The sequence below is a fragment of the Paenibacillus sp. sg306046 genome, from assembly GCF_059821225.1.
Genome location: NZ_JCAMRT010000018.1, coordinates 24,293 through 47,193, shown reverse-complemented (window position 1 = coordinate 47,193; position 22,901 = coordinate 24,293). Strand labels below are relative to the sequence as shown.

The window sequence follows — 22,901 nt, the reverse complement described above, 5'->3', positions numbered from 1 at the left end:
TCTGCACAGACGCTTGATGAATGACTGGGCTTTGGCTACACTACAGCTGCAGCTTCTCCTTTAGCTGCTCAACCTTCATAAGCTCCAAACCCGTTGCCTCGGAAATGGTTGCGCAGTCCAGCCCTTTTCGCAGAAGATTCAGCGCCACCTCCAGCTTCGCCTTCAGCATTCCTTGTTCTAAACCCTGCTCCAGACCCTGCTCCAGTCCTTGCTCCAGTCCTTGCTCGATTCCGCGCTGCAACGCCTTGAACTCGAAGCCTTCGAACTCCTTCTCGAATCTTGATATCATCGCCTTAACCTCCCCAGGCTGCTCGTATTCGTCCACCAGGCTGCTTACCCGCTGTCTGCTTGCTTCGGACAATCCGTGATGGGTGATCAGCTTCAGCCATGTGCGGAACAACGGGAATAAGTCCGCATGCATCCGCTCCAGCACGTCGCCCAATTGCTCCAGCTGCTCCACGAAATCGTAGATGCCCCGCTTCCTGTCCAGCAAAAAAATCGAGCCGATGAAATTCGACAATTCCAGCAGACGCTCCTCCGTATATTCCGCGACGTTAATCAGGATATAACGAAAGTCCAGCAATTCTTCACCGAATTCTTCCTCGCCGGCCAATGTCTCCCGAAAGCTTTTCGCTACCGTCCACTCTGACTCGCCATTATACAGCACCATCGGCACGATCGCCGGAAGACGAAACTCTTTCCTCGCCGCTTCCTTCGCACCCGTATTTTTCAGCACATCCCGCCAAATCTCCATCATATATTGCAGCAGCCGGTACGGCATCTGGAAATCGACCTTGGACTGCATCTCCAGCAGCACATAGAAAATAACCGGTCGCTCCCGCATATTCAGCCGATACACCAGATCTGCTTCCTTCTCACGAAAATCCTGCAAAATGTACGATTTGTCCACCTTGACCAAATGCTGCTCGTCGATCCGCTCCACCCAGTCACGCTCCACAAAGCTTTGCAGCAGCTCATGAAACACGCGCTTGCTCGACAGCAACAGCTTGTAAGCCTTGTCATGCTGATGATGAATACCGGCATCACTCCCGACGGGGCCTCTTCTTCTTCAAGTATACGTCATGAGTGATGAAAATGAAACATCCGTTCGATTCGCTCCTCCAGCATACCGTTCACCGGCCAGAACGAGCGAACTCCGGAACGAACATGATGTATTCGCTTCATTTTACACGAATTACACGAAAAAAAGCCCGTCACTCGACGGGCCTCGCGTCCTTCTCCCAGGCTGCATCCTGGAGCTGCTGCTTGCGGTAAATATTTGCCGATAAGTAGACGCTGAATTCGTACAAAATAATCATCGGCACAGCGACGACAATCGCCGAAATCGCATCCGGCGGCGTAATCATCGTCGAGATGATCACGAGAATCAAGTACGCGAACCTGCGGATTTTACGGAGCAGCTTCGGATTCAGCAGACGAATTTTGGTCAGAAACATCACCACAATCGGCAGCTCGAACACAAGAGCAATCGGTAAAATAATATTAAACATAAAGCCGAAATATTGCGCAATGCCATACGTTTCGCTGAGCTGCAAGCTTTTAGCGATTGAGGTGGTGAAAATAAACGCCATCTGAAACACGATAAAGTAGCCAAACGCCAGGCCGAGCAAAAACATCAGGAAGGCAAAAGGCACGTACATCAGCGACGCCTTCTGCTCCACCTCGCGCAGTCCCGGCTTGAGAAACGCCCACAGCTGGAACAAGGTAAACGGCAGCGTCAGCAGCAGCCCCGTGACGAGCGCAAAGTTCATATACATCTTTAACGGGTCCCACGGCGAAAAGGCGTTCCAGTTGATACCGTTTGCCGGAGGTACCGTCTTCAACAGCGTAATCAATGGATTGGCTGTGAATAAACCGATGGCCATGCCAACGATCAAGACGACGACGATCCAGATAATCCGCTTGCGCAGCTCTGTGAGATGCTCTACTAAAGTCATGCCCTCGTCCTGCACCCTACTCACCTGCCCTTTCCATGAAGTGAACTAATCCGGCAGCCGCCGCGGGTTGCTGCGCGTGCCTCGCGCCGCTTCGCCATGGCCGCCGGACGGCGCCTCCTCGCGAGGCGGCGAGAATCCGCCTATCGGGTCCGGATGAGGGGCTGCAGCTGCGGCGGGGGGCAAGCCAACATCCGGCTGCGTCCCGGCTGCGGTAGGCGGCGCTGCTAACGCCCCATCTGCAGCCTCGGCCTGCACGGCAACGCCGGAGCCATCGTCGGCGTGATACTCGTCGGCCGTTCCCGGCGAGCCGACAGAAGCTCGCCCAGGCCCGGCCAGTCCCGATGCGGCCTCCCGGTCATCGGACGCCGGAGCAACAGCAAGCGGCGGCTCCGGCGCGTTTGCCGACGGAGCCGCCTCTTTACGTTCGGCCGACGGCTCATCTTGCAGCAGCTCGCGGGCTCCCTGCTTGAACTCCCTGATCATGCCGCCCACCTTGCGGCCGATTTCGGGCAGCTTGTCCGGTCCGAAGACAAGGAGAGCAACAACGGCGATCAGAATAAACTCAGAAGCTCCAATATTGCCAAACATCGGCCTCGCGACCTTTCTATAGCTTGATTTGTTACAAACCACCACGCCGACGCTGCAGAGCTGTTAACAGCTCTGCAAGCCGCCGTAGCCCAGCTCCGTAATATGCTGCCGGACGATCGTCTCGCCAGCGCAGATCAGCGGCAGCAGCACATCGAAGGACGTATGCGGATCATGCATCACACAGCCGGGCAAGCCCATCACCGGCACACCCTGCAAATAGCCGACCAGCAGCATTGAGCCCGGCAGCATCGGCGTCCCGTAGCTGACGATGTCCGTACCGGCCTGCTTGATCGCACCCGGCGTCCGGTCATCCGGATCAACCGACATACCGCCCGTGACCAAAATCAGGTCTGCCCGATCTTCATCAAGAAAACGCCGAATTTCAGCAACGATGACCGCGCTGTCGTCAGGAGCGAACCGCTGCTCGATCACCTCGGAGCCAAGCGCCTCCAGCTTCGCCTTGACAACCGGGCCAAATTTATCCTGAATCCGTCCCTTAAACACCTCGCTGCCGGTCGTAATGAGTCCGGCCCGCAATCGGCGGAACGGCTTTACTTCAATCAACGGGAAATCGACGGCTGCCGCAATCGCTTCCGCTGCCGCAACCCGCTGCTCCTCGATGACCAGCGGAATAACCCGCGTGCTCATCAACGCTTGTCCGGACTTGACGACCGTGTTCGACCGGATTGTGGACATAATCACCTGATCCAGCGCGTTAACCCGGTCGATCCGCTCCTTGTCGATTTGCGCCAAGCCGGAAATGGTCGATTTCAGTGAAATTTTCCCTTCATGGGGAGCGGTCAGCTCCACATATGTCCCTTGCGCAGCCTGCGCGAGCCGCAGCGCGGCGTCATCCTCATGCAGATAGCCGTGCTGCAGCTGAAGCGTATAAATATGCTCCTTGCCGATGCTAAGCAGCGCCGGAATATCCTCCTCGCGGATCACGTGGCCTTTTTTGAACAGTCGGCCCTTGAACTGTCCGGGGAGAATCTGGGTCAGGTCATGCGCAAGCACAAGCCCGACCGCCTGCTCAACCGCGACTTCCTTCAGCATACGTTCAGGCTTCATCTCCATGCTCGCCCTCGCTCCCGGACAAAATGCCGAGCGCATGCGGCAATTGATCCATAATCGCATATAAATTATCGGATACGCCCTTCGGACTGCCGGGCAAATTCACAATCAACGAGCGCCCCCGGATACCGCAGATCGCACGCGACAGCATCGCGCGACGCGTCTTCTGCATGGAATACAACCGCATTGCCTCGGCCAGGCCCGGCACCTGTCGTTCAATGACCTCCAGCGTCGCCTCCGGAGTCACATCGCGCACGGCCAGCCCCGTTCCGCCTGTCGTAATGATGAGATCGGCTTTGAAATAATCGGTCATTTCGATCAGCGCAGCCATAATTTCGTCCTTCTCGTCCGGCACAATCCGATATTCGATGATTTCGCCATGCATTTCTTCCTCGATCAGTTCCCGAATAACTTGAGCACTCGTATCTTCCCGTTCCCCGCGCGAACCCCGGTCGCTTGCGGTCAATATTGCCACTTTCCAGCGCATGAGCCTACTCCTCCCCGATTAAATCGCATCAGCCTATCCTTCGGCTTGCATCTTGTAATCGCCGCTTTTACCGCCGGATTTCGCCAGCAGCAGCGTCGGTCCGATCTGCATGGATTTTTCCGCCGCCTTGCACATGTCGTACACCGTCAGCGCGGCGGCCGAGACTGCCGTCAACGCCTCCATCTCGACGCCGGTTTGCCCTTTCGTTCTCACGGTTGCTTCGATATAAAGCTCGTCCTCGCCATTGTCGGTGAACACCACGTCGACGCCGGTGAGGGAAAGCGGATGGCACATCGGAATCCAGTCAGACGTTTTTTTGGCGGCCATCACAGCGGCAACCTGGGCGACAGCCAGCACATCGCCCTTGCCGATCCGGCCCTGCTGAATCAGCTCCAGCGTAGTCGGCTTCATCGTTACAGTCGTACGCGCCGTCGCTGAACGGGATGTCTCCTGCTTGGCGCTGATATCGACCATATTGGCCCGGCCCTGCCGGTTAAAGTGGGTGAGCCGCGGCTCCCCCGCCCCATGCTCCGGCTGCTCCGCGGCAGCTTGACGCTCATAGGTCATCGGATTTCAATGCCTCCCTCCAAAATGCGACGCGACTCCGTGACCAGCTCGTTCGTCCGGAAGTCAAACAGCCCCATCGGCACCTCGTCAATAATTTGCTCCTCGAAGGATGCCGCCACAATGTACGGCTTGGGCAGCCCCGTGCGCACGTATTGCTGCATAAAGCGGTCGTAGAAACCGCCGCCGTAGCCGAGACGCCCCATCTTCAGGTCAAAAGCCAGACCCGGAACCAGCGCGACGTCAATCTGGCGTATATCAAAAAGCTGGGGAGCCTTCGCAATCGGCTCGCGGATGCCCCACGTTCCCCGCTCCAGATCGGCGTAGGACTTGATTTCAAACAGCTTCAGCTGCTTATGGGCAGGAACAACCTTAGGCACAACAACACGCCACGGGCGCTTCCAGCATGCTTCCAGCACGGCTGTCACATCAACCTCCGACTTCACAGGCATATAAGCGAACAAGGTGGGCTTACGGCGGACCGACGGGTCGGGACGCATCAATTCCTCCAGCCTTGCGATCAGTTTACTGCTGATTTCTGCGGACTTGCGCTGACGCTCCTCCTCACCGATCCTGGAACGCACCGCCTCGGCTTGCCGCCTCAGTTCAATTTTTTTCTCTTTTATATTCATAGGAACGGCCTCTTTTCACGAAGCGATAAAAATTTTGCAGGCAGGGAACAAGTTCCGTTTTGCAAGTCTTAATACCATTTTCATTCAGTTTACAATAAATACTCGATAAAAAAAAGCGTTCGCCGGAAACGCCCGCCGCTGGCCGCCCCATCCGCCCGGGTTGGCCCGAGGAGCTTGTCGCCGCCTGTTCTCCACACAGCCAATAATAATAGGTAAGTTTCCATCGCTAAAATCGAAAAAAACGGCAATTTATGCTACACTAAAACCAATTGTGTCTACTACACGTAACCTCGGGTGCATCAGGGAGGATTTATACTTATGCTTTTGCAAGTCAGCAATATCGCCAAGAGCTACGGCGTAACAAGCGTGCTCTCTCAGATCACGCTGCAAATCGAGCCGCGTGAACGAATCGGGCTGGTCGGGGTCAACGGGGCGGGAAAATCTACGCTGCTGCAGATCATTGCAGGAGAGCTGTCCTATGACAGCGGCAGCCTGTTTAAATCGAAGGAAACAAAAATCGGCTACCTGAAGCAAAATTCGGGGCTGCATTCCGACCGCTCGATGTGGAACGAGCTGCTCAGCGTATTTGCCGGAGTGCTGGAGATGGAAGCGGAGCTGCGGCGGCTGGAAGCGCGAATGGCTGATGCCGAGGTGCTGGACGACGAGAAAAAAACCGAAGACACGATGCGGCGTTACGCCGAGCTGTCCGACGTTTTCCGCGCGTCAGGCGGCTATGAGGTGGAAGCGAAGGTACGCGGCATTCTGAACGGGATGGGCTTCGGCCAGATGGACCCGGCGACTCCGGTGCAGGCGCTCAGCGGCGGGCAGAAAACCCGGCTTGCGCTGGCTAAAATGCTGCTTGAAGCGCCAGACCTGCTGCTATTGGACGAGCCGACCAACCATCTGGACATTCAGACCTTGACCTGGCTGGAGCAATATTTGCGCTCGTATCCCGGGGCAATTTTGGTCGTCTCCCATGACCGATATTTTCTTGATGCGCTCGTCGATGCCATTTATGAGATTGAACGTACCTCATCCAGGCGCTATACGGGCAATTACACGCGGTACGTCGAGCTAAAGCAGGCGAATTACGAAATTGAGCTCAAGCAATACGAGAAGCAGCAAGACGAAATTACAAAAATGGAAGAGTTCGTCCAGCGCAATATTGCGCGCGCTTCCACTACCAAGCGGGCTCAAAGCCGCCGCAAGGCGCTGGATAAGCTGGACCGGCTCGACAAGCCGCTCGGCGATCTGAAGCGTGCCAGCTTTTCGTTCGAGGTCGAGGCGCCGAGCGGCCGCGAGGTACTCGATGTCCGCGGCTTGTCCCTCTCCTACGACGGACGCCATCCGCTTGTGCAGGGCGCCTCCTTTCAGCTCCGCCGGGGCGACACCGCAGCTCTGATCGGCCCGAACGGCATCGGCAAAACGACGATGCTGCGCACGCTGATCGGTCAGCATGCCCAAGACCGGGGCACGTATCAATGGGGCGCCAATGTGAAGATCGGCTATTACGATCAGGAGCAGACCGGACTAACCCCAACCCATTCGGTGCTTGAAGAGGTGTGGAACGCCTTCCCGCATCTGGAGGAGGCCCGGGTGCGGACCGTGCTCGGCAGCTTCCTGTTCAGCGGCGAGGATGTGTTCAAAAAAATCAGCGCGCTCAGCGGCGGCGAAAAAGCCCGTGTATCCTTGGCCAAGCTGATGCTGCTCAATGCCAATGTGCTTATTCTTGATGAGCCGACCAACCATCTCGATCTGTTTTCAAAGGAAGTGCTGGAATCGGCGCTGATCGACTATGAAGGCACCCTGCTGTTTATTTCCCATGACCGGTATTTCCTCAACAAGATGGCGGAGCATATGCTGGAGCTGGCTTCTGACGGCATTACGACTTATTTGGGCAATTACGACGATTATGTCGAGAAAAAGCTGGAGCTGGCGGAAATGGAGCAGCAGCGGCTCGCTCTGGAAGCGGCCAAGCGATCAGCCGCAGGCGGCAGCGCCGGATCCAAGAGCACGGAAAAGCCGGGAGCGGCCGGGCAGGACAGCGGTGCATCCAACCCTTATGAATCGGGCAAGCAAGCGAAGCGCGAGGAGCGAAACCGCCAGCGTAAGCTGGAGCAGCTGGAAACGCAGATCGCGCAGCTGGAAACGGACGTTTCCGCACTGGAGGAAGAGCTGGCGCTGCCTGAAGTGTTCAACGACTACGTGCTCGTCCAGCAGAAAAACGCGCTGATTGAAGCGAAGCGTCAGGAGCTGGCTTCCTGTTACGAGCAATGGGAGCAGTTGGCCGAGTAGCGGCCGCTATCTACAGGCAGGCCGGGCGGCTGGACCGCTAATGCGCCTGCCAAGCCGCGTCTCGCTTACGCGCTCTGAACGTCCCGCATGTACGTCCCGCAACCAGGCTGCGCTCGTTCAAGCGAACCCGCCTATACTGCGGGAAAGGTTTACGCTCAGCTCTCCCGGCTTCGAAAGCTCATACCTCCGGCTGCTTGCGCAGCAAGCCGGGGGTATTTCGACTGCCCTTTTTCCAAGCAACGCAGCATTCTCAATAACGTACCATTTGTTTCATGAACCAGCTAAAATGATGAATAGTTACCAAATTGTGTATAACTCGACCTTTAATCTTGATATCCACAGCCTTATCCCCAGCGAAATTTGTCAGTTTTCCTTGAAATCTCTGTATTTGTGTGGAAATCCACAAAATTATACCCATTATCCACAGTTTTTTATCGGCAAAGTTATTCGACCTTACAGAGACAGGCTTGCTGCCAATCTCCTTGATTTCAGCGGATTTTCTTGAGTTACCCACATTATACACAGAGGTTGTGGATAACATTTATCCACAACCTCCAATCCTCGTTTAATCCCTTTAAGCTTGCGAAACCGTACTTGGCGTCCCAGCCTCCAGAGTCTGGACAACCGCCGCATCCCGCGCCGCCTGATTGCACGCAGCCATAAACGCATGGGCCGCAGCCAATATAATATCCCGCTGCGCCGATACGCCGCGGTACGATTGCCTATGCGCCAGGACAGTCACGATCGCCTCGCCGCTTGCTTCCTCGCCGGACGACAGCGAATACAGCTCCAGATCGGCGAATTCGGCTGCAAATGGCAGCGCCTGCTTAATCCCCGAGACAACAGCCTCGACCGGCCCGTCGCCCGTTCCGATATACACCTGCTCTCGTCCGTCCGCTTCGTTCCGAATCGTACACGAAGCGACGCGATGCCCCGCATCTCCGGTCACAACCTGAACCGATGTCAGCGTAAACGGCTCCAGCACCCGATTTACCGTCGCCCCGACCAGCTCAAGCAACTGATGATCGTGGACAACCTTCTGCCGGTCGGCCATCTCCTTGAACGCCGCGTAGAAGCTTTCCATCTGCTCGCCGTCCAGCTCAACACCCAGCTCGCTGACCCGGTGCTTAATCGCATGGCGTCCGGAATGCTTGCCGAGAATAATCATGCTGCGCGGAATACCCAGCGCTTCCGGGTCCATAATTTCATACGTATTGCGGTTTTTCAGCAGCCCATCCTGATGAATGCCCGCTTCATGCTGAAATGCGTTGCGGCCGACAATCGGCTTGTTAAACGCAATCGGGAAGCTCATCGCCCGGCTGACCATTTGGCTCGTGGCAAAAATATGCGCAGGCTGCACGCGTGTTTCGACCCTCATCGTCTCCTTCCGCGTTTCCAGCGCCATGACCAGCTCCTCCAGCGAGCAGTTGCCCGCCCGCTCGCCGACACCGTTCACCGTCACCTCGACCTGACTGACGCCCGCCTTTATCGCCGCCAGGCTGTTCGCTACGGCCAACCCGAGATCATTATGGCAATGCGCGCTGAACTTGACCCCGTCCGCGCCGCGTACCTGCTGCATCACACGCGTAAACATGGCGCCGTATTCCTCCGGCAGCGCGTAGCCAACCGTATCCGGGATGTTGATAATCGTTGCGCCCTCCTCAATGACCGCCTCAATCACCTCGAACAAAAACTCATCGCCTGTCCGCGTCGCATCCATCGGCGAAAACTCAAACTCATCGACAAACTGCTTCCCGTACGCAACCATCTCGCGGGCGAGCGCCACAACCTGCTGACGCGACTTTTTCAGCTGAAAGTCCAGATGTATCGTAGACGAGGACAAAAACATATGCAGCCTGCGCCGACCTGCGTCCTGCGTCGCCTTGATCGCCGCATCCAGATCCGCTCGGACGGCGCGGGCGAAGCCGCAAATTTCAACCGTCTGCAGCTCGCGGGAAATTTGCTGAACAGCGGCGAAATCGCCGGGGCTGGAAATCGGGAAGCCCGGCTCGATCACATCGACGCCCAGCTTCGCCAGCTGGCGGGCAATGACGATTTTCTGCGCAGGCGTCAACGTTGCGCCAGGCGCTTGCTCGCCGTCGCGCAGCGTGGTGTCGAAAATCGTGACCGGACGATAGATACGGGCTGCGTTTGCGGATTGGGTTTGCTGATGTTCCATGGAAATAACCTCCTTGAGATTGGAAAATGGATGATAATCATTGACGTTCAGATAATTGACGGTGAAATTTCAACAAAAAAAGCCCGCGTCTCTTTGGAATAAGAGACGACAGGCTGTATAGGGCCAATGCCGCGGTACCACTCTTGTTGGACTGGCGTTCCTGACAGTCGTGCACTACTGTCGTGAAGCCAATCCCGCTTGGACGTTGATCACGGAGACTGCTCCGTCGGAATCTGGGCAGCAGTCGGGCCGTTCCCGCAGCCAGAAGGCTCCGGACGGCATGTACATGCTCCGTCAATTCCGCCGCTCCCGGGCGAGCTTCAGCCGGTCCGCCTGCTGCGTCGCACCACCCCGCAGCTCTCTGTTCAGGCCATCCCGTCTTACTGTTCCCGTTCTTCGCGTGTATCCTATAGGTAAATTGAACGCCCGGCAGCGCCGCAAGCAAACAAAAAAGCCGGCCGTCTCTAAAATAAGAGACGACAGGCTGTTCCTATCGCGGTACCACTCTTGTTAATGCTGCTCTACAAGCCGCAAGGGCTGGAACAACATCCGCTCAAAGCCTGATCACGGCGGCTAGCCGTCCAAACCTGCTGTCCTTCATGTGACCTATGTGCAGCGCTGCACAGGACCATCAGTTTAGCCGCTCCCGGGTGAGCTTCACCATGTCTCCTATACTGCGTCGCACCATGCCGCAGCTCTCTGAATAGGGGTTCCGGTTACTGTTCCCGTTCGTTGCGTTTTGATTTGTAGGTAATTATATGACGGTGATCGGCGTGATGTCAAGACGGAAAGTGATGAACGATCCGCTAGTGCATCACCGCCGCTTGTCCGCTAGCCGTCCCTTGCGCAGCCTACTCCGAAATAAACATATACCGCAGCACAATCAGCACCGCAAGCACCCACATCAGCCAATGCACCTTGTACTCACCTTTGCCGCCCAGGCGGGCGACAGTCGCCAGCAGGACGTAGCTGACAATACCGAACGAAATTCCGTTGGCGATATTATACGTGAACGGCATAAACGCAACGATAAAAAACGCCGGAATTCCGTACACAAGATCGGAGAAGTCGATTTCTTTCACCGACTGCATCATGAGCACACCGACAACGATCAGCGCAGCCGCCGTAGCCGCACCCGGCACAAGCGCTGCAAGCGGCGCGAGGAAAATCGCCAGCAGGAAGCAGACACCGGTCGTTACAGCCGTCAAGCCGGTGCGGCCGCCTTCCGCGATCCCCGCGGAGCTTTCGACAAAAGCCGTCACCGTGCTCGTACCGACCAACGCGCCGCCGCTGACGCCGATTGCATCGACCATCATCGCCTTGCCGACGCGCTTGCGGCCCTCGACTTCGTTTTTCATGATGCCAGCGCGATTCGCCGTGCCGACAAGCGTGCCGAACGTATCAAACAATTCTACAAACGTAAACGTCAAAACAACGGTAATAATGCCTGCATTCATCACGCCTGCAAAATCAAAATGGGCAAACGCCAGCTTGCTCAAGTCCGGCACCCACGTCGTCTGCGGATTCGTCAGACTCGACAGACTGACAACAGCCGAGCCATCCGGATTGTGCAGGAACAGCCCGACAACCGTTGTCAGCAAAATTCCGAACAAAATCGCGCCGCGCACGCGCAGCACCATCAAAACCGAAATCAACGCCAAGCCGATGACGGTCAACAGCACATTCACATTATGCATGCTGCCGATGTGGAACACCGTCTCAAACGACAGCAAGTCCGTATATTTGCCCTTCGGCACATCATTGGCCAGCTCGACGGCAACCGTCAGCAGACCGCTGTTTTTTAATCCGATAATCGTAATAAACAACCCGATTCCGACCGTAATCGCATGCTTCAGACTATCCGGTACAGCGACGAGCAGCATTTGCCGGACGCGAGTCACCGTAAGCAGAATGAAAATAATCCCTGAAATAAAGACCGCGGTCAGCGCCATCTGGTACGTAAACGTACCGTTGGACGCCAAAATCACCGTGGCGAAATAAGCGTTCAATCCCATCCCCGGCGCCAGCGCTACCGGAAAATTGACAAACAAACCCATAAAAATCGTCACCAGACCGGCCGCAATGGCGGTTGCCAGAAAAACGGCAGTCCAGTCCATCCCCGTCGCCCCCGAGCCGAAAGCGCTGAGAATGTTCGGGTTTACAGCCAAAATATAGGCCATCGTCATGAACGTCGTCAGCCCGGCCATCACCTCGGTCCGTACCGTCGTGCCATGCTCCTTCAGCTTGAAAAAACGATCCATCTTCCCAAAATCCCCCTTACAGAGTGTTTTCGGAACAACGACGAAAAGCCCAAGTACCTGACGGTCCGGGCTCACAAGAAACGACGCAACGCACAGTATTGTGCGAAGCGAGCGCGTCCTGTTCGTAGCCAGATCATTTGCGGTGATCTCGTAGAAACTTCCAGGCCGATTCCCGGAATTATACGAAACGGTTATTCCATGCTTTAACTCCCTTCATTCTAAAAGCGGCCTTGCCGGATGTCAATCATTTTTCCGAACATTATCGGACCATCGGTCAGTTTTGTTCGGGTTGCTTACTAAAGATTTCGACCCTGCCTACCTTAATGGCTTGATCAGATCATGACCATTTATACCTAGCAATTCATATGCCTTCCCAATCATATCCCTGTCCTTCTCATATAGATGTGTGGCCTTATCGCGTATTCCGCTTATGGTCGTCACATAGTTCATTTGGTGAACCATGAATTCGCTATTGCAACAAACCACGACTTTTTTGCTGCATAATATGACGTTTTGCTGAAACAAAACCGCTTTCTCCGTTACTTCTGGAGAATACACAACCGGCTCGCCATCCGATGCTTTCATATCCCGATGATCGACGAAAATACTTAATTCCCCCTGTTGAAAGTTAGAGGCAATCCCTAATAACGTCTTGGACATATAATCAACATTCTCACCGGTCAACAGCCCATGAACGTGAAAGCTGAGTATATTCTTGCTGCTGTCCAAATGATATTTGAATCGTTCAAAAAAAGGAACCTCGAAATCTTTCTTAATATAGGCCAAATTGCTTGAAAACCGCTCATTGGAAAACAGGTATTCAATCGAAATATTCAACGCATTCGCGATTTTTTCAATGTTAATAATGCTTATATTTCTCTCGCCACGTTCTACTCCACTTAGATATGTACGGTCTAATCCTGCACGGTTGGCTAGCAATTCCTGCGAAATACCACTTCGAGCGCGCAGCTCCCTTACCCGTTTGCCAAATTCAGATCGAATATCCACGACACCTAACCCCCGATATCAATAACGCTATTTATATAGATATCGGATTCCTAGGTCAAAAGTTATAGATTTTTGCCGATGTGACTTAAAGTCCGTGGAAAAGTGACTGATCGAAGCTCTATGATAAGAATGCGTAATAGACCGCTTGGATATTAGCTTTTAATTGAAAAATAAATCAAGGAGAGGATTAAAATGAAACACTTCAGGTTCGCTGCAGGTTTTATGGCTGGTGCTTTAGTATTCGATTTAACCTTAAAAACATCTTAGAATAGAGGTTTCTGCTAATGAGACAAACGTTGTATGGAATTATCGTCTTTTCATTTCTCCTAATTCTGCTAGCAAGTCCTATTTATGCCGAACAACAAAACACTGCTACTCCTTTCTCTGATATCTCGGGCCATTGGGCTAGAAGCCAGATCGAGCAAGCAGCAGCTTCAGGCTTTGCAACCGGCTATACAGACGGAACCTTCAAACCGGATGCAACGATCACAGGCGAAGAATTAGTAACTATGATGGTAAAAGCATTACAGTATCCAATCGAAACACCACGTTCGGATGGGCATTGGTTCACGCCTTACATGCAAGCTGCAACGAGCCATAAGCTCTATAAAGACGATTATAGTTCAGGCTTGGACACGCCCGTTACGCGTAGTGAAATAGCCAGTACCGTAGTGAGAGCAACCGTTCAGTATGAGTATGAAAAAGCAATGAATGAAAAAGCATCATCCATTTTTTCAACAGACACTCTGAAATCAAAATATCTCAATTATGAAGCAGATAAAAAAAGGATCGAAAATAATTCAGACTTTAAAGGTGATTTTAGCTTAATTCAGCAAAATCCCGAAAAGGTTCTGTCGGATTTAGAACAAGCTTTATCCGCTACAAAGACTCGACACCCTGCGAAATATGTTTCGGACCACAACCAATGCCAAAATGAATACAGCTGTGGTATTGCAGGAGCACATTTTTGTCCGAATGCTAATGAATGCTATTACCGGGTTTCGTTAGATCAAGAGAGCTTGGAGAGCTTCTTGAACTATTTCCACCGTGGAGTTGACCCGATTATCAGGGCTAAGAATGACCAAACCTCTACCTCGAATCGAATGATTTACGAAGCAGCATTACGAGGGCTGCTGACAGGAACAGGAACCGAAGAGCTGTCGCTTGATTCCAAGGTAACACGCGCTCAAGCCGTCACCTTTGTAAATCGTGTCGTCGCCTTCAATAGCGGAGAACGTTCTGAACCTAACAAATATACGGTTGCGGCAGCAGAGATCGCTTGGCATAAAAGCAATGTTGTCACCATGATTCCCAGATATTTTTCAACCTATAATTTTGGAGCTCAAGAATTGGACGATCAAGGCTGGAGTTCAACTTCAATTAACGGACTCGTCTCCTGCACAACCCGATCTTTTATTGCAATCGATTTGGACGACCCTAATGACCCGAATCGCAGATGGTTGACCGATGACCTGAGTTGGGGCGAGTATCCTAATTATTATTCGTTGAACGGGGTAAGCGGTTATGCTTTGCTTTCAATCAGTGAATTGAATTATACAGAACAACCAGCCTTCTATCATAACTCCTGCGGCATCTCGGTTGATAACAAGGACTGGTATGATTTGCGGCTTGCTGAAAACACCGAAATTAATGTAAAAGAGCCCCAAACCCAGTATGTCGTTGGTGTTGTAGAAGAAAAAGAAGGCAGCCGTCTCCGTCTCAAGCCTAAAGAAATTAGCGGTTCGCCGACAGTTCAAGTGTCGGGTTATATTATTCCGAAAAATTTCACTTCGAAAAATCAATTCACGCTCTTCTATACACCAATCGACAATGTGGATGGCGGGACAGATCGTAAAGTTATATATCGCTCTCATATGAATGAAAATTATGAATAGCTTATCTCTGATTTATGTTTACACCTGCGGCGAAATCGACATAACTTGAATCGCTTTTTTACGTGCAAAAAAGCTCTCTTCCATTTGCTAAGCAACGCAAATAGAAGAGAGCTTTTTAACACGTTACAGGTTCGCGCCCACTGGCCGTCTCCATCCCGTGAGACCGGAAGCTCTTATGTATCAAGGCTGCCGGGCAGCACAGGGCTTGATCCGCTCCTGCCTATTCCCACTCAATAGTGGCCGGCGGCTTGGAGGTGATGTCGTAAACGATCCGGTTGACGTTGTCGACTTCGTTAACGATACGAACCGAGATTTTCTCCAATACATCCCATGGAATACGCGCCCAGTCGGCGGTCATACCGTCGATGGACGTAACTGCGCGAATGCCCACCGTGTACGAATACGTCCGGGCATCGCCCATCACGCCCACGCTTTTCATGTTCGGCAGCGCCGTGAAATATTGCCAGATTTCGCGGTCGAGACCGGCCTTGGCAATTTCGTCACGCAGGATCGCATCGGATTCGCGGACAATCGTCAGCTTTTCCTCGGTAACCTCGCCAAGCACGCGAATGGCCAGACCCGGGCCTGGGAACGGCTGACGCCAGACGATCGCCTCAGGCAATCCGCATTCTTCGCCTACCTTGCGGACCTCATCCTTAAACAGCGCGGACAACGGCTCGACCAGCTTGAACTTCATATCCTCCGGCAAGCCGCCGACGTTATGGTGCGACTTGATCGTTTGTGCGGTTGCCGTACCGCTTTCTACGATATCCGTATACAAGGTGCCTTGCGCCAGGAAAGCAAAATCATCGAACTTGGACGATTCTTCCTCGAAGACGCGGATAAACTCGTTGCCGATAATTTTACGCTTTTGCTCCGGATCGTCCACGCCGGCCAGCTTGCCGAGGAACCGCTCGCGAGCGTCGATTTTGACGACCTTCATGTCGAATTTGCCGACAAACGTCTCCATGACGCCTTCCGCTTCATCCTTGCGCAGCAAGCCATGGTCAATGAACATACATGTGAGCTGATCGCCAATTGCTTTATGCACCAGCATCGCAACAACGGACGAATCTACGCCGCCGGACAGCGCACACAGCACCTTTTGGTCGCCGACCTTTTCCCGAATGTCACGCACGGTGTCATCAATAAACGTCGTCATGCTCCACGTTCCCTCACAGCCGCACACATGGTAAAGGAAATTCCGGATCATTTCATTGCCGTAAACGGAGTGACGCACTTCCGGATGGAACTGCACCGCGAAAAACCGCTTCTCCGGATGGCTCATCGCCGCAATCGGCGCATGCTCCGTGCTGGCATCGACGACAAAGCCTTCCGGCGTCTGCACGACCAGGTCGCTATGGCTCATCCAGACGGTTTGCTGCTTGTCCAAGCCATGGGCCAGCCCGCTTGCATCGGCAAAATCAACCTCTGCCTTGCCGTATTCGCGCTTCGATGCGCGCTCGACCTTGCCTTGCAATTGATGCGCCATCAGCTGCATCCCGTAGCAAATGCCGAAGATCGGCACGCCGAGCTCGTACACGGCCGGGTCGACCAGCGGCGATTCATCCCCGTACACACTGGCGGGACCTCCGGAAAATACGATACCGCGCGGCTGCAGCGCCTTGATCTTCTCGGCTGGCGTGTTAAAGGGCAGCAGCTCGCTGTATACACCCAAATCGCGGATACGGCGGGCAATCAACTGATTGTACTGCCCTCCGAAGTCGAGCACCACAATGATTTCATTCGGCTTGTCCATGAGTTTAACGTTCCTCCTGCTTCATATCGTTCGTTTTTTCAATGACACTTATTATAAGCCTCCGCCGGATAAAGGGCAATGCCCTGACGGTAATTGTGTCGATTGCTGTCGTCCGGACTGATCTGCGGTCTGAAACGAAATATACCCGGGGACATGTTTGAAATAGCGAGCCTAGCGACGCTGCAGCCGTTTCCATGCCTCGCGCAGCGTGGAACGGGACACTCCCCCGCTCTGCTCGGCATAAGGATCGGCGTAACGCTGCAGCTCCAGCAGGCGTAGCAGCTCCTGCAGCGCCTCCCGCTGCGGTCCGGCCGGGAGCGGACGCGTTTGCCCATATTCCCGCAGCGTCAAGCTTGGCTCTGCCCGGCCGTAGCCCCGCTGAACACGCAGCCAGAGCTGCTCGCCGAATCGCCTTGCGGCAAGCAGCCGCAAGCTGTAAACGAAGCGTTCTCCCGTTCGCTGCCCCGATGACGAAGCGGCGGCTGTGGGTGCAGGTTGGCGGGAAGGGGTGCTTTGTTTCATTTTACCGCGATTAAAGCCTGAAGCCCTACCGAAACCGAAGCCTGACAACCATCGTCTTGCAAACATCAGCACTGCGGCGATCAGCGTCAAACAAACCGCAGCTGCCAGCACGGCAAACAGCAAAGTATGCTGCCGCCACATCGCTTGGACGAACGAACTGAGCTGCATCAGCCACGGCCCAAGCTGTGCCGGCATTTCAGCCGCACGAACAGCAAGCTGCTGCGTCTGCCGCCAGACGGTCTCCCAGCGCTGTCGCAGCTCGGCCAGCCCAAACGGCTCTGACGCTGAAGCTTGCGGAGCCAGGCTCTGTTCGACATCCGTTACCGTTGAAGCCGACGCAAAGCGGTCTTCCGTGCTTGCCGCCCCGGCAAATCCTGGCGTCGGCTCATAAGCCACCCAGCCATACAACGGCGAATAGACCTCGACCCAGGCGTGCGCGTCCTTTTGCCTCACCTGAACCGTGTACAGCTCGCGACCACTTTCTGCATATTGATCGACGACATCTCCGGTCGCAAAGCCTTTGACCCAACGGGCAGGAACGCCAACCTCCCGGAGCAGCACGACCATCGCTGTGGAGAAATGGTCACAGTAGCCGACCCTTTGCTCAAACAGAAAGTGATCGACAGCATCCCCTCCAGCCGCCACCGGACGCGTGCGCGCCGTGTCATACGTATACTGCTCGCGCAAATAACGCTCCACCGCCCTCGCCTTCGCCTGATCGCCGACAGCAGCCTGCGTAATGCGCCGCGCCAGCTCCCCCACCCGCTCCGGCATATGTTCGGGGAGCTGCGTGAAGCGGATTCGGATGTCCTCAGGCGCCGGTAGGTCATCGGCAGTCGCCCGCTCTAGCAGCGTCCGGTCCGTCAGCAGGCGGGTTTCCAGCGTGTAAGCCGCCAGCGGCTCCGCCAATGCAGGCAGCGCGATCCGGTCGGTGACGCTATTTTGCCAAACCCAGGCTAAGGGAATCGGCCCGCCTTGAGCGCCTTGCAGCGAAATAATTCGAGCAAGCGCCCCGCCGGTAAATAAGGTCCGGTTCAAGGAGCTGTCAGCCAGCGTGATGCTTTGCCGGATCGTTGTCAGCTCACTGCCCAGCTTAGCTGCATTCCGCTCGTCGAAAAGCAGGCTGCCCGCTCCGGCGCGCGCATCCGGCTCGGCCCAGCCTTGGCCAGTATACACGGTTTTCGCTTCCCCGCGCCAATAGGTGAGATGATCCGTAACCGCCGTAAACGCAAGCCGATCATCCAGCCGCAGCGGCTGACCGATCCGGCTGTCATCCGCGCCATAACCGCTGCGTGCCGTGGCTTGCTCGGCGTTCCCATTTGCACCCGTAAATGCGTGAAAGCGTTCCTGCCAGAGCGCCATATACCGGCTCCAATCCGGCGTATGCCCCTGCTGGGGCTGCAGCAGCGCCGCGACCATGCCAGCCGCAGCAACTATCACAAGCAGCAGCGCGGCGGACGAACGACTCGCTTTGCCGTTGAAGCCCGGATTGTCAGTGAGAGGCGAGGATGGAAGCGGCGGCTGCACGATTGGCAAACGGGCAAACCGCAGACCGGAATCTGGCCGCCGCTGCGCCTCGCGCTCCTGCAGCTCCTCAAGACGGCTCCGCCAGCGGCCAGCCTGCAGCAGCAATTGAAGCAGCAGACCGAACAGCAGGCTGCGGCAGGCGGACGGGAACGCGTCAAGTCCCCAGATTGTTTGCGCCCCCATCGGCAAAACAAGCGTCAGCAGCACAAAGCCGTGCAGTTGACGGCGCTCCAGCGCCAGCGATTGCAGAACGGAAAGCAGAAACGACCACCCGGCCATAAACAGCAAGGTCCGGGTCGCTGGCTCCCAGTCGCCGAACTCACCGCGCAGCGTTTCACCGGCGTCCGCTGTCAGCTCGCTGAACCAGACGGCCCACTCGGCGGGCGAAAGCAGGCTTTGGTCGTTGTGCAGCCAGCTTGTGCAGCCGACGATCCAGGCCGCTTTCACTAGCCAGACGACCCAGGCCGGACGGCGAAACGTGTCCAGCAGCGCAAAGAACGCGAAGGTGACAACAAACGGTCGAATCGAATACAGCTCGGTCACATCCGCAAGCCGGACGAGCGGATACAACCATTCCAGCACAAGCAGCAGCACAAGCAGGCTCAGCAGCATGTCCATCCCTAGCGAGGAGGACGGCTGCGACTGTCGTTGCCGAACCGCCGCCACCGTCTGGCCGGATGCCTGCTTGCGCCATAGATCATCAAATCGCGGCATCGCCTGCACCTCCCCGCAAATCGGCCTCCGGCGCGACAGGCTGCTGTCCGCACGGCCACACCATGACGGTGCAGCCAGCGGCCAACAGCTCACGCCGCCAATTGTCCAGCCCGGCCGCTCCGCCGGGCCACCACGGCCCGTACACGATGATCACGTGTACACAGCCCTGTCTGGCCCGCCGCAAGGCGGGCGCAAGATCCGGGTCTGGCCGCGCCGTGACCGCGGTCACCCCGCCGCCTGCGGCGGCCGCCTCGCGCGCGACCAGCGCGGCGAACGCGCCGCTTCGCGGCACGCCCTGCGGCGCTGCAGCCAGCGCCGCCAACAGCGGCTCCGCCGCGCCGCGCCCATGCGGCGCGGCTGCCGCCTCATGCGCCTGGCCGTCGCTGAGCGCCAGGCGTACACCATGCCCGCGCGCCAACGCCTGGTGCGCGAGGCCCGCGGCGGCCGCAATCGCCGCCGTCAACGCGGGCTGCGCCCACAGCGCCGCGAGCGCAGCTTGCGGCGCTGTGGGCGCTTCATCCGCCGCGCGCCCGGAACCGGCGGCGGGGATCCTGTCCGCCCCAGCTGCGCCGCCGGGGCGCAAACGGGCAGACGCGCCAGCGCCAGCCGCGTCTATACAAATGAGCTGCCGCCCAACGCCGGGCAGCTCCATGTCCTTGGCGCGCAGCTCGCCTGTCCGCGCGCTGGAGCGCCAGTGAATCCGGCATAGCGGATCACCGGGCGCATAAGGCCGCGTGCCGAGCAGCTGCGGCACGTAGGGCACCCCTGCCGCGCGCGAGTCGCGCCGCGCGGCCCAAGCATCCGCGGCGGCTCCCTGAGCGCCAGCCGGCATCACCGCGGCCTCGGGCAGCGCAAGCAGCTGCCCCTCCACAGCCTGCCGCCGCGTGACACGCAGCAGGCCAAAGGCGTCTCCCGCGGCGATTACACGCTCCGCCGCCCGATATGGCCCGCGAGGCAGCGGGCCCGAGCAGCCAACAAGCGCCGCTTCGCCAAGCAGTCCCGCCGAGCCGCACGCTGCGAAGCTGACGATCTCGCCGGTCACCTGATGCCGCCAGCGCTCCTCCACGGACAGCCACAGGCCCGGAATGGGCAGCCCTAGCCGAATGCGGTAATGGATCGGCAGCCGCTTCCCTGCTTCACATACGGCTCTTCCTGTGCCCCAGCTGCGCTCCACCCGCAGCCCCGCCCCGCGCAGAGCAACGTAGGCCAGCAGCACGTAAGCCAACAGCGCGGCCAACGAGCCGCCGAGCAGCCAAGCTGTGCGGCCGCCCCAAGCCTGGGCCCACCATCCGGCGGCGAACGCCGCCAGTGCAACTCCGCTGATTCCCTTCATCGGAGCCCCCGCTAACCGGCCGCATGACGGCGCACTGGCACCGCCATAGCGCCGAGCAGCCCGGCGATCAGCGACTCTGCGCTGCCGCCTGCCAGCTGTGCGCCGCCATGAAGCAGCAGCCGGTGCGCCAGCACCGGCCCGGCCAACGCCTTCACGTCGTCGGGGATTACGTAACCGCGACCGCTTCGGTAAGCTTCCGCCTGCGCCGCGCGCATCAACGCAATCGAGGCGCGCGGGCTTGCGCCGAGCGCGATGTCCGGATGCTGCCGGGTTGCAGCGGTCAACTGCACGATATAATGCTTCATCGTGTCATCGACATGGACAGCGCGCACCTCCTTTTGCAGCCGAAGCAGCTCCTCCGGCAGCAGCACCGGCCGCAGCTGAGCCAGAGGCGGCCCCTCATCCATCCGGCCGAGCAAGTCCACCTCCTCGCGCAGCTCCGGGTATCCGAGCGTCAGCTTTAGCAGAAAACGGTCCAGCTGCGCTTCCGGCAGCGGAAATGTGCCTGCGAAATCAGCCGGGTTTTGCGTAGCAAGCAGAAAAAACGGCTCCGGCAGCGGATACGTCGTGCCATCCACCGTCATCCGCCGCTCCTCCATCGCCTCAAGCAGCGCAGACTGGGTGCGCGGAGAAGTCCGGTTCAGCTCATCGGCCAGCACGAAGGAGGCCAGCAGCGGACCGGGCCGGAATACGAACTCCGTTGTCCGCTGATTGTAAACCGATACACCGGTCAAATCAGACGGCAGCAAATCCGGCGTGCACTGAATCCGTTTGAAGCTGGCGTCCATCGTTCGTGCAAGCGCGCGCACCAGCATCGTTTTGCCGACACCGGGCACATCCTCCAGCAGCACATGCCCGCCGGCCAGCAAAGCAACGAGCAGCTTCTCCATGACAGCCCGTTTGCCGACGATGACCTTTTCCATTTGGTACATAATCCGTTCTAACAGAACTTGCGGCGAATCCGACGCAGATGAGTTCAGCATGCCTGGTTTCCTCCCTAAACTAAGGCGATCTAGCCTTCGCAGACTCGTAGTCTATGATTCCAGTATCGCCTGATTTGAGAGATTTTAGACTTGATGAGCCCCAGACCCGAACAAGCGCCCAAAGGTTCGCCCCCTTTAATGTCCGCCCCCAGTAGACACATGTTTTTTAAAAAGCGGACATTCACCCCTTATGACTTCCTCTATCCTCTACGTCCATATTTAGTTGCATACGCGCCTGAACCAACCAGATGTAGACCTAAGAACCATCCGTACCCGAATCACTGCCAGCTCCGAAGTGTCCTCCCTACGAAAGACAAGCCATCTGCAAACGTCCTCTCTCCAAAGACATCTTCCTTGATAGGCTTGGTAAACTTGATAGCGGAAAGCACGGAATTGCCGGTTCATACGCCCCTCTATGCCTTATCCATCCTTACATTTCAGCTCGGATAAAACGGCCGCCGCTCATCGAACGTCCATATCGTCATGGGCATGCTGCCGCATGCGAATGGTATCGTCCCGATCCGGACTGGAAATAAGCGGCGGCCCCTCCGCAGGAACTTGACGCTTAAGCTGCTGCTGTAATTCCTGCTCATTTATGCGGGTTCCACACGCTGTCCAGAAGCCCTGCACGATCAACAAAAAAACCTTCAAATCCACCCAAAACCGTGAAAATGAAGGTTCTTTTTATACACAACCTATGCAGCTTAGCAGAGGCTGAACATCGCAAATCAACTTTTGGAACAGCCCCCGACCTTGTCTCTCTGACGAACTGACGCCTCAGCCAGCTACCCTTTGCTAAACTTGCTTTTTTTCAGCGCAGCCAGCTGCAGCTGAAATTCCTGCTCCATCGCCGCAATTTTTCGGCTCAGCTCCTCCAGCCACGGCTTATCATGGACGATCGCCGCTGCATCGACATAATTATGCAGCTCGCTCAGCTTGCGGGCATAATTGACGTTCGCCTGCAAGCACATCGACAGCTCCTGCTGCTCCTCCGCGCTCAGCTCCCTTACCTGATGATGCGCCCACAGCTCGGCCATACGGTAATGAAATGGCAGCATACGCTCACTCCCCCGGAAATTGGCTTAGTTACGCCTCCAGGCTTAGTGTTGACGGTTTCTCCCGCCT

At 56.3% G+C, this 22,901-nt stretch carries 17 protein-coding genes, 1 riboswitch and 2 other annotated features; of the genes, 2 read left to right on the top strand and 15 right to left on the bottom strand.

Annotated elements, in window-relative coordinates; all coding sequences use genetic code 11:
• Positions 1 to 40: 40 nt before the first annotated feature.
• From AC6ROY_RS18105 to AC6ROY_RS18075, 7 genes are all read right to left on the bottom strand, one after another.
• Positions 41 to 1,003, bottom strand: coding sequence for an Rpn family recombination-promoting nuclease/putative transposase (locus AC6ROY_RS18105; protein WP_500101971.1), 963 nt, complete (start codon positions 1,001 to 1,003; stop codon positions 41 to 43).
• 211 nt (positions 1,004 to 1,214) lie between these two features.
• On the bottom strand, positions 1,215 to 1,958 hold the full coding sequence (gene tatC, locus AC6ROY_RS18100; RefSeq protein WP_500101970.1) for a twin-arginine translocase subunit TatC: 744 nt from the start codon (positions 1,956 to 1,958) through the stop codon (positions 1,215 to 1,217).
• 45 nt (positions 1,959 to 2,003) lie between these two features.
• Complete coding sequence (locus AC6ROY_RS18095; protein ID WP_500101969.1) at positions 2,004 to 2,546, bottom strand: twin-arginine translocase TatA/TatE family subunit; 543 nt, start codon at positions 2,544 to 2,546, stop codon at positions 2,004 to 2,006.
• A 63-nt stretch (positions 2,547 to 2,609) separates the two neighbouring features.
• Entirely contained in the window at positions 2,610 to 3,614 is a 1,005-nt protein-coding gene (locus tag AC6ROY_RS18090; RefSeq protein ID WP_500102058.1) for a molybdopterin-binding protein, read from the bottom strand.
• Positions 3,604 to 4,104 (bottom strand): MogA/MoaB family molybdenum cofactor biosynthesis protein, encoded by a 501-nt coding sequence (locus AC6ROY_RS18085; RefSeq protein WP_500101968.1) that lies wholly within the window; start codon positions 4,102 to 4,104, stop codon positions 3,604 to 3,606. Before AC6ROY_RS18085 ends, AC6ROY_RS18090 begins: the two co-directional genes overlap by 11 nt.
• Positions 4,105 to 4,137: 33 nt before the next feature.
• Positions 4,138 to 4,671: a cyclic pyranopterin monophosphate synthase MoaC gene (moaC, locus tag AC6ROY_RS18080; RefSeq protein ID WP_500101967.1), complete on the bottom strand. Its 534-nt coding sequence runs from the start codon at positions 4,669 to 4,671 to the stop codon at positions 4,138 to 4,140.
• Positions 4,668 to 5,300: a 5-formyltetrahydrofolate cyclo-ligase gene (locus AC6ROY_RS18075; protein WP_500101966.1), complete on the bottom strand. Its 633-nt coding sequence runs from the start codon at positions 5,298 to 5,300 to the stop codon at positions 4,668 to 4,670. Before AC6ROY_RS18075 ends, moaC begins: the two co-directional genes overlap by 4 nt.
• Before the next feature lie 318 nt (positions 5,301 to 5,618).
• On the opposite strand from AC6ROY_RS18075, the gene AC6ROY_RS18070 reads away from it, so the two are divergent.
• Positions 5,619 to 7,595, top strand: coding sequence for an ABC-F family ATP-binding cassette domain-containing protein (locus AC6ROY_RS18070; RefSeq protein ID WP_500101965.1), 1,977 nt, complete (start codon positions 5,619 to 5,621; stop codon positions 7,593 to 7,595).
• Positions 7,596 to 8,169: 574 nt separating this feature from the next.
• Here AC6ROY_RS18070 and AC6ROY_RS18065 read toward each other — a convergent pair.
• The 3 genes from AC6ROY_RS18065 to AC6ROY_RS18055 form a co-directional block, all read right to left on the bottom strand.
• Complete coding sequence (locus AC6ROY_RS18065; protein ID WP_500101964.1) at positions 8,170 to 9,774, bottom strand: 2-isopropylmalate synthase; 1,605 nt, start codon at positions 9,772 to 9,774, stop codon at positions 8,170 to 8,172.
• 98 nt (positions 9,775 to 9,872) lie between these two features.
• Positions 9,873 to 10,180: a binding site (T-box leader), on the bottom strand.
• 63 nt (positions 10,181 to 10,243) lie between these two features.
• Positions 10,244 to 10,516: a binding site (T-box leader), on the bottom strand.
• A 109-nt stretch (positions 10,517 to 10,625) separates the two neighbouring features.
• Positions 10,626 to 12,035: an NCS2 family permease gene (locus AC6ROY_RS18060; protein WP_500101963.1), complete on the bottom strand. Its 1,410-nt coding sequence runs from the start codon at positions 12,033 to 12,035 to the stop codon at positions 10,626 to 10,628.
• A 105-nt stretch (positions 12,036 to 12,140) separates the two neighbouring features.
• Positions 12,141 to 12,241: riboswitch (purine riboswitch) on the bottom strand.
• Between the two features lie 109 nt (positions 12,242 to 12,350).
• Positions 12,351 to 13,043: a helix-turn-helix domain-containing protein gene (locus tag AC6ROY_RS18055; protein WP_500101962.1), complete on the bottom strand. Its 693-nt coding sequence runs from the start codon at positions 13,041 to 13,043 to the stop codon at positions 12,351 to 12,353.
• Between the two features lie 284 nt (positions 13,044 to 13,327).
• Here AC6ROY_RS18055 and AC6ROY_RS18050 point away from each other — a divergent pair, with 284 nt between their 5' ends.
• Positions 13,328 to 14,938, top strand: a complete 1,611-nt coding sequence (locus AC6ROY_RS18050) for an S-layer homology domain-containing protein (protein WP_500101961.1) — start codon at positions 13,328 to 13,330, stop codon at positions 14,936 to 14,938.
• A gap of 220 nt (positions 14,939 to 15,158) precedes the next feature.
• On the opposite strand, the gene guaA is transcribed toward AC6ROY_RS18050, so the two are convergent.
• The 5 genes from guaA to AC6ROY_RS18025 form a co-directional block, all read right to left on the bottom strand.
• Positions 15,159 to 16,697, bottom strand: coding sequence for a glutamine-hydrolyzing GMP synthase (gene guaA / locus AC6ROY_RS18045; RefSeq protein ID WP_500101960.1), 1,539 nt, complete (start codon positions 16,695 to 16,697; stop codon positions 15,159 to 15,161).
• A 171-nt stretch (positions 16,698 to 16,868) separates the two neighbouring features.
• Positions 16,869 to 19,460, bottom strand: a complete 2,592-nt coding sequence (locus AC6ROY_RS18040) for a transglutaminase-like domain-containing protein (RefSeq protein WP_500101959.1) — start codon at positions 19,458 to 19,460, stop codon at positions 16,869 to 16,871.
• A complete protein-coding gene (locus tag AC6ROY_RS18035; protein ID WP_500101958.1) occupies positions 19,447 to 20,793 on the bottom strand; it encodes a DUF58 domain-containing protein in 1,347 nt (448 codons plus the stop codon). The genes AC6ROY_RS18040 and AC6ROY_RS18035 overlap by 14 nt, the downstream gene beginning before the upstream one ends.
• A gap of 11 nt (positions 20,794 to 20,804) precedes the next feature.
• Positions 20,805 to 21,776: an AAA family ATPase gene (locus AC6ROY_RS18030; RefSeq protein ID WP_500101957.1), complete on the bottom strand. Its 972-nt coding sequence runs from the start codon at positions 21,774 to 21,776 to the stop codon at positions 20,805 to 20,807.
• Between the two features lie 785 nt (positions 21,777 to 22,561).
• On the bottom strand, positions 22,562 to 22,834 hold the full coding sequence (locus tag AC6ROY_RS18025; protein ID WP_500101956.1) for a DUF7667 family protein: 273 nt from the start codon (positions 22,832 to 22,834) through the stop codon (positions 22,562 to 22,564).
• Positions 22,835 to 22,901: the final 67 nt, after the last annotated feature.

Bases quoted from the DNA above. Each gene is read 5' to 3' on its own strand.
- tatC (WP_500101970.1), bottom strand. From the start codon at position 1,958: ATGACTTTAGTAGAGCATCTCACAGAGCTGCGCAAGCGGATTATCTGG.
- AC6ROY_RS18095 (WP_500101969.1), bottom strand. From the start codon at position 2,546: ATGTTTGGCAATATTGGAGCTTCTGAGTTTATTCTGATCGCCGTTGTT.
- AC6ROY_RS18090 (WP_500102058.1), bottom strand. From the start codon at position 3,614: ATGAAGCCTGAACGTATGCTGAAGGAAGTCGCGGTTGAGCAGGCGGTC.
- AC6ROY_RS18085 (WP_500101968.1), bottom strand. From the start codon at position 4,104: ATGCGCTGGAAAGTGGCAATATTGACCGCAAGCGACCGGGGTTCGCGC.
- moaC (WP_500101967.1), bottom strand. From the start codon at position 4,671: ATGACCTATGAGCGTCAAGCTGCCGCGGAGCAGCCGGAGCATGGGGCG.
- AC6ROY_RS18075 (WP_500101966.1), bottom strand. From the start codon at position 5,300: ATGAATATAAAAGAGAAAAAAATTGAACTGAGGCGGCAAGCCGAGGCG.
- AC6ROY_RS18070 (WP_500101965.1), top strand. From the start codon at position 5,619: ATGCTTTTGCAAGTCAGCAATATCGCCAAGAGCTACGGCGTAACAAGC.
- AC6ROY_RS18065 (WP_500101964.1), bottom strand. From the start codon at position 9,774: ATGGAACATCAGCAAACCCAATCCGCAAACGCAGCCCGTATCTATCGT.
- AC6ROY_RS18060 (WP_500101963.1), bottom strand. From the start codon at position 12,035: ATGGATCGTTTTTTCAAGCTGAAGGAGCATGGCACGACGGTACGGACC.
- AC6ROY_RS18050 (WP_500101961.1), top strand. From the start codon at position 13,328: ATGAGACAAACGTTGTATGGAATTATCGTCTTTTCATTTCTCCTAATT.
- guaA (WP_500101960.1), bottom strand. From the start codon at position 16,697: ATGGACAAGCCGAATGAAATCATTGTGGTGCTCGACTTCGGAGGGCAG.
- AC6ROY_RS18040 (WP_500101959.1), bottom strand. From the start codon at position 19,460: ATGCCGCGATTTGATGATCTATGGCGCAAGCAGGCATCCGGCCAGACG.
- AC6ROY_RS18035 (WP_500101958.1), bottom strand. From the start codon at position 20,793: ATGAAGGGAATCAGCGGAGTTGCACTGGCGGCGTTCGCCGCCGGATGG.
- AC6ROY_RS18030 (WP_500101957.1), bottom strand. From the start codon at position 21,776: ATGCTGAACTCATCTGCGTCGGATTCGCCGCAAGTTCTGTTAGAACGG.
- AC6ROY_RS18025 (WP_500101956.1), bottom strand. From the start codon at position 22,834: ATGCTGCCATTTCATTACCGTATGGCCGAGCTGTGGGCGCATCATCAG.